The following is a 6524-nucleotide window of genomic DNA, read 5'->3' as shown; positions in this document are numbered from 1 at the left end:
ATTTTTACGCAAGCGTTTTTAATCGTTTTTTTGCATTTAATTTTTACCCCAACGATACCCAAGCAAAACACACAAGTTACACACAAAAACCTGTGGATAAGTGATTAATTTGCGCTGTTTACTAAACTATTTATCACGCTTGTGGTAAGTTGCGCCGCATATTTACAACTCGTTTATTAGGCAGCACACATGACAGATATAATAAATAGTATAAGTGGTCTCTTATGGGGTCATATTTTGGTGTACTTATTAATAGCCGCGGGACTATTTTTTACAATACGCCTTGGCTTTATTCAATTCTTACAATTCCCGCATATGGTCAAAGTAATGTTCCAAAGCCGTCAAGGTTCAGATGGCGGTATCTCCTCTTTCCAAGCATTTTGTACGTCGTTAGCTGCCCGTGTTGGTACAGGTAATATGGCAGGTGTTGCAGTCGCGCTTTATTTAGGTGGTGCTGGTGCTATTTTTTGGATGTGGCTGATAGCTTTAATAGGTATGGCAACGAGTTTTGCAGAAAGTACGTTGGCTCAGGCTTACAAAACTCGCGATGAGGAAGGTAATTTTCGCGGTGGCCCTGCTTACTACATGGAATACGGTCTTGGCAAACGTTGGATGGGCATCGTGTTTTCGCTGTGCTTGATTCTAGCATTTGGTTTAGTTTTTAATGCTGTACAGTCAAACTCAATTGCAGCAGCATTTGAAGTTGCCTTCGGTATTCCCAACTATATAGTAGGTATAGCACTTGTTATAGGCTCTGGTATTATCATATTTGGGGGTCTAAAAACGATTTCACGGTTTGCTGAGTTAGCAGTCCCTTTCATGGCCGCCGCCTATCTAATTGTTGCATTGTATATATGCGCTATAAATTACACTGAATTACCTGATGTATTTATGCATGTAATTAGAAGTGCCTTTGGCCTTGAGCAAGCTGGCGCCGGGGCAATTGGTTATGGTGTTATGCAAGCTATGATCCAGGGGATCAAGCGCGGATTATTCTCAAACGAAGCGGGTATGGGTAGCGCTGCTAATGCTGCGGCAACCGCAACACCCAATCCACCTCATCCTGCTTCACAAGGTTATGTACAAATGCTAGGTGTATTTGTTGATACTATTATTATTTGTACTGCGACAGCCGCACTTATTTTATTGTCTGAACAATTAGCACCAGGCTCAAATGTAACGGGTATCGCTTTAACACAAGCAGCCCTTGAAGAGCATGTTGGTAGCTGGGGCGCAATATTTGTTGCGGTCGCCATTTTGTTTTTTGCTTTTACATCAATTGTAGCTAACTATTCTTATGCTGAAACAAACTTAATGTTTTTAGAGCACAACCATGCATCAGGCATGTTGATATTTAGGTTACTAGTTTTAGGTATGGTAATGTTTGGTGCGCTTGGCGAATTGCCACTTGTGTGGACTTTAGCGGATGTATCTATGGGCTTAATGGCAATAGTGAACGTAATCGCATTATTTATGCTATCTGGTGTTGTAGTATGGCTAGCTAAAGATTATAACGCTCAACGACGCGCTGGAAAACTACCGACGTTCGACCCAAGTAAAAACGATAAGCTCAATAAAACGATTCCAAAAGGCATTTGGCACAAGTAACTTTAAAATGGTTTCGATAAAAACCCGAAACGGCCGTGGTCATTTCGGGTTTTTTATTGTTTTATATTAGTTCGCTTAATTAAGAGCTCTATTTTAATGTAGACACTCTTTGTCGCTAACTTGAGGTTTAGACTCTCTAAATGATTAAGTGTTATTGCGGATTGGTATAAGCCTCGTCGGTATATTCCTAATAACAGTATTTACCTAGTAAGACTCTTAACAAACGCATTAGTATTATCAAGCGCCTCGTCCCCTCTCTTTATAAATAATTAGTGAAGCAATTTACATTAACGCTATTAATGCTGGTTATGGCTTTGTAATGGTGTTAATACAAATAACAGTATGTGACTTTGGTTGATGCATATTACGAAACAAACCATCAACGCCATTAAAAGCCTTATATTACTGCTTTTATATAAACCTCTTAAATTGGGCAGCCTGTTTTGGGGTTGATAGTTCCCATCGATAGCAAGGCGTAAATTTAGTGATTTGTTCTAAATGAGAGGTTTTTCGTAGCTAGAGTCAGGTTTGGATTATAAAAATGATCAACTGCAACCCGTTAATGGAGCAAATTATTGCAACAAAGCGTGAGAATTTAGCGTTTTAGACTAAAGAAGTATTTTAGTGTGAGCTTTTACGATTAGTTCAGTTAATCGAGAATAGTTTAATTAAAACTGTAAGGGGAGAGTATAAAGTGGTGCCCGAGGCCGGACTTGAACCGGCACGACTTGTTAGTCGAGGGATTTTAAATCCCTTGTGTCTACCAATTCCACCACTCGGGCATCGAGTTTGCTATTTAAAGCGTGTGGACTAATTATTTGGAGGCGGAACCCGGAGTCGAACCGGGGTAAACGGATTTGCAATCCGGTGCATGGCCACTCTGCCATTCCGCCTAAACATATCAAATAATTTGGAGCGGCACACGAGGCTCGAACTCGTGACCTCGACCTTGGCAAGGTCGCGCTCTACCAACTGAGCTAGTGCCGCATTATTGAGTATTTATCTAACTTTTAATTACCTTGGTAAAATAATTAAAAGTGGTGCCCGAGGCCGGACTTGAACCGGCACGACTTGTTAGTCGAGGGATTTTAAATCCCTTGTGTCTACCAATTCCACCACTCGGGCATCGAGTTTGCTATTTAAAGCAAGTGGATAAAACTAATATGGAGCGGCACACGAGGCTCGAACTCGTGACCTCGACCTTGGCAAGGTCGCGCTCTACCAACTGAGCTAGTGCCGCATCATATTAATTCTATTTTTTACATAAACTAATTTATGTAACAGTGTTTTTATAAATTACACATTGGCAATGTAATTAAACCACAAAGTGGTGCCCGAGGCCGGACTTGAACCGGCACGACTTGTTAGTCGAGGGATTTTAAATCCCTTGTGTCTACCAATTCCACCACTCGGGCATCGAGTTTGCTATTTAAAGCATGTGGAGTGTTGTTGGAGGCGGAACCCGGAGTCGAACCGGGGTAAACGGATTTGCAATCCGGTGCATGGCCACTCTGCCATTCCGCCCCAATATCGGGGTTAGCCTTTAAGATAAATTGGAGCGGCACACGAGGCTCGAACTCGTGACCTCGACCTTGGCAAGGTCGCGCTCTACCAACTGAGCTAGTGCCGCTTTGTTTATCTAGGGGGCTATGCCCTCTCAACACGGACGCATTCTACAGAGATTATTAAACGCGTCAATACAAAAAATGCTAGTTTTGAACTGTTTGATTATTTTTTATCTAAAACGGTGCGTTATTAGACGTTTACAATCAATTTTTAGTCAATTCACCCCATGCAGCTACTAAATATTGCAGCATTGAACTCAATGTTAAGAAGGTTGCAATATATAATAAGCCATAGCTTAAATACATCATCCATGTATCGTACTGCCAAATCAGGCCTATAATGGCTAACATTTGTGCTGCTGTTTTGATCTTGCCCATATTAGACACAGCAACATTACCTCTTTTGCCCTGCTCAGCCATCCATTCGCGTAAAGCTGATATAACTATCTCTCGGCTAATGATGATTAATGCAGGAATGGTCATATACATAGATTGATAATAACTAGATAGTGCAACCAGTGCAGCGCACACCATCACTTTATCTGCTACTGGATCTAAAAATGCGCCAAAGGGCGTTGATTGCTCAAGCTTACGCGCTAAGTAACCATCAAGGATGTCGGTTATTGATGCTAGCCAAAAAATAAATGCGGCAGCAAAAAATGCCCATGAATAAGGTAAATAAAATATCACCAAAAAAATGGGGATAAGAAAAAGTCTAAAGGTTGTGAGTGTGTTTGGAATATTCCACATAACTACTTGGAGATGTCTTTTTTTCTATATTCGCACGAAGGGCTAGCCCTTGTCATGCAAATGATTAAATATCTTCTCAGCCATGTCAGGGCTGATCCCAGGAACTTGCTTTAATTGATCTATATTAGCAGCTTTTACACCCTGCATGCCCCCTAAATATTTTAATAATGTTTGACGTCGAACAGAGCCGACACCGCTAATCTCTTCTAGCAACGACTGGGTACGTTGTTTTTGACGCTTATTTCGGTGCCCTGCAATTGCAAAGCGGTGCGATTCATCACGAATATGCTGAATTAAGTGAAGCGCTGGTGCATCAGAGTCCATTGGAATGGTTTTTCTACCACCATCAATTAAAAGTGTTTCCAAACCAGGCTTACGGCTGGTCCCCTTTGCAACACCAACCAATAACGGCATTTTTGAATGTGGCCAAGTTTCAAAATATTGCTCAGCACGAGAAAGTTGCCCTTTTCCGCCATCAATGAATATAACATCAGGAATTTTATCTTCCGCAACAAGCTTGTTGTAACGCTTATTTAACGCAAATTCCATTGCGGCATAATCATCGCCCCCTGTTATACCAGTCACATTAAAGCGTCGGTACTCTTTATTATTAGGTCCTTGAGAATCAAAAACAACGCAACTTGCCACCGTATTTTCGCCCATTGTATGGCTGATATCAAAACATTCCATTCTATTAATATCATCAAGCCCCAAAGTTGCCTTGAGCTGAGCGTAGCGTTTGTTTATTGAGTCGATGGTACTTTGTTTTACAGTGATACTATTTAATGCATTTTTATTGGCTAATTGTAAATATTGAAAGCGCTCGCCCCGAGTTACAGTTTTTAAAGCTACTTTGCGCTCACTTATTTGACTCATAGCATCACTGAGTACACCAGATTCATTAAGTGTAAAAGGTAAAATAACTTCTTTTGCAATTCTGCCAGTAGCCCCTGGCGCCAGGTAATATTGACCTAAAAAAGATGTAAGGATTTCTTCATGCGATGAATCTTTTGGCACTTTTGGGAAATATGTTTTACTGCCGAGCACTTTATGGTCGCGAATCATTAATAAATGTATACCATTTAAGCCATTTAAGTGAGCAAAGCCTACAACATCCATTTCAGCATGATTTCCAGAAATAGACTGCTGCTCTTGCATCTTACGCAGTAACATTATTTGGTCACGAACTTTGGCAGCGAGTTCAAATTGCAACGCCTTACTGGCAACTTCCATTTTATTTACCAGTTCGGCAATAACCTCATGTGACTTACCTGTCAAAAATTTTCTAACATAATCGACTTGTTGAGCATATTCTTCATCAGTTACTTTATTAACACACGGTGCTGAACAACGTTTAAGTTGATATTGCAAACAGGGGCGACTGCGAGCTCTGTAATATGCATCTTCACACTGGCGAACTGGAAATATTTTCTGCATTAGCCTTAAGCTTTCAGACACAGCCCCAGCACTTGGGAAAGGACCAAAGTATTCGCCTTTGACTTTTCGGCTACCACGGTGAAACGCCAAACGAGGGTGTTTATGAGCAGTAAGTAAGATGTAAGGGTACGACTTATCATCACGTAACAAAATGTTGTAACGCGGCTGATATTTTTTTATTAGGTTGTTTTCAAGCAGAAGTGCTTCGGTTTCGGTATTTGTAAGAGTAACTTCAATACCATTAATATTGCTGACTAAAACACGCGTTTTGCTGTCTGTTACGTTACTTCTAAAGTAACTAGTTACCCGCTTTTTTAAATTTTTAGCTTTGCCGACATAAATGACTTTTTGTTCACTATCAAGCATCCTGTATACACCAGGTTCACTTGATAGTGTTTTTAAAAAATGCGCGTGATCAAATTGAGTCATAAAACAGATTAATTTGCGCTATCAATATCAATCATTTTGTACCGAATTGCTAAGTGGGTTAGCTCTACATCCCCACTCACATTAAGTTTTTCAAACATGCGATAACGGTAGCTATTCACTGTTTTAGCACTTAAATTTAATCGCTCGGCAATGTCTTGAACTTTTTGCCCTTTTGTAATCATGAGCATTATCTGTAGCTCACGCTCAGATAAACAGTGAAATGGGTTTTCATCTGTTCGGCCTGTTACCTGCGCCAAAGCTATTTGTTGAGCTATGTTAGGCGCTATATAGCGTTGACCTGCATTAACAGCCCTAATAGCATTAACCATTTCATCTGAGCCCGCATCTTTGGTCAGAAACCCGTGCGCACCAATTTGCATAACTTTACTAGGAAATGGGTCTTCGCATTGCACTGTTAGTACGATAATTTTCACATCAGGACAGTAACGGCAAATCTTTTTTGTCGCCTCTAATCCACCGATCCCAGGCATGTTCATATCCATTAATACAATATCTGGCGAATTTTGCCGACAAAACTGAACAGCTTCTTCACCTGTTTTTGCCTCGCCAACTACCTTAAAACCCCGAATATCATCTAGAATACGTCTGATCCCTGTACGCACAAGTTCATGATCATCAACTAGAAGTACATTAATCAATGGAACACCCTCATATAACCTAAAAACATGCCCTAATGGCAAGATTAATGCGTCACATTAACACATAAAGCTGAAA

Annotated in this window: 4 protein-coding genes and 8 tRNA genes; 1 reads left to right on the top strand and 11 read right to left on the bottom strand. The window is 40.6% G+C overall.

Going from position 1 to position 6524, the window contains the following annotated elements:
* Positions 1 to 189 precede the first annotated feature (189 nt).
* Positions 190 to 1608 carry a sodium:alanine symporter family protein gene (locus CSC79_RS17785; RefSeq protein ID WP_099297104.1) on the top strand — a complete coding sequence of 473 codons (1419 nt, stop codon included), beginning with the start codon at positions 190 to 192 and terminating at the stop codon, positions 1606 to 1608.
* A 695-nt stretch (positions 1609 to 2303) separates the two neighbouring features.
* Here the strand turns inward: CSC79_RS17785 and CSC79_RS17780 are convergent.
* The 11 genes from CSC79_RS17780 to uvrY form a co-directional block, all read right to left on the bottom strand.
* Positions 2304 to 2390, bottom strand: a tRNA-Leu gene (locus CSC79_RS17780).
* Between the two features lie 37 nt (positions 2391 to 2427).
* A tRNA-Cys gene (locus tag CSC79_RS17775) sits at positions 2428 to 2501 on the bottom strand.
* 18 nt (positions 2502 to 2519) lie between these two features.
* Positions 2520 to 2595 (bottom strand) — tRNA-Gly (locus tag CSC79_RS17770).
* Positions 2596 to 2646: 51 nt separating this feature from the next.
* A tRNA-Leu gene (locus CSC79_RS17765) sits at positions 2647 to 2733 on the bottom strand.
* A gap of 39 nt (positions 2734 to 2772) precedes the next feature.
* A tRNA-Gly gene (locus tag CSC79_RS17760) sits at positions 2773 to 2848 on the bottom strand.
* An 88-nt stretch (positions 2849 to 2936) separates the two neighbouring features.
* Positions 2937 to 3023 (bottom strand) — tRNA-Leu (locus CSC79_RS17755).
* Positions 3024 to 3058: 35 nt separating this feature from the next.
* Positions 3059 to 3132 (bottom strand) — tRNA-Cys (locus CSC79_RS17750).
* A gap of 30 nt (positions 3133 to 3162) precedes the next feature.
* Positions 3163 to 3238, bottom strand: a tRNA-Gly gene (locus CSC79_RS17745).
* A 139-nt stretch (positions 3239 to 3377) separates the two neighbouring features.
* Positions 3378 to 3923: a CDP-diacylglycerol--glycerol-3-phosphate 3-phosphatidyltransferase gene (gene pgsA / locus CSC79_RS17740; RefSeq protein WP_099297102.1), complete on the bottom strand. Its 546-nt coding sequence runs from the start codon at positions 3921 to 3923 to the stop codon at positions 3378 to 3380.
* 42 nt (positions 3924 to 3965) lie between these two features.
* A complete protein-coding gene (uvrC, locus tag CSC79_RS17735; protein WP_099297100.1) occupies positions 3966 to 5789 on the bottom strand; it encodes an excinuclease ABC subunit UvrC in 1824 nt (607 codons plus the stop codon).
* 8 nt (positions 5790 to 5797) lie between these two features.
* Positions 5798 to 6448 (bottom strand): UvrY/SirA/GacA family response regulator transcription factor, encoded by a 651-nt coding sequence (gene uvrY / locus CSC79_RS17730; RefSeq protein ID WP_099297098.1) that lies wholly within the window; start codon positions 6446 to 6448, stop codon positions 5798 to 5800.
* Positions 6449 to 6524: the final 76 nt, after the last annotated feature.

This window comes from Pseudoalteromonas sp. 3D05, from assembly GCF_002723455.1.
GTDB lineage: Bacteria > Pseudomonadota > Gammaproteobacteria > Enterobacterales > Alteromonadaceae > Pseudoalteromonas.
The sequence above is the reverse complement of the archived record's forward strand: the minus strand, read 5'-3'. Positions and strand labels throughout refer to the sequence as shown.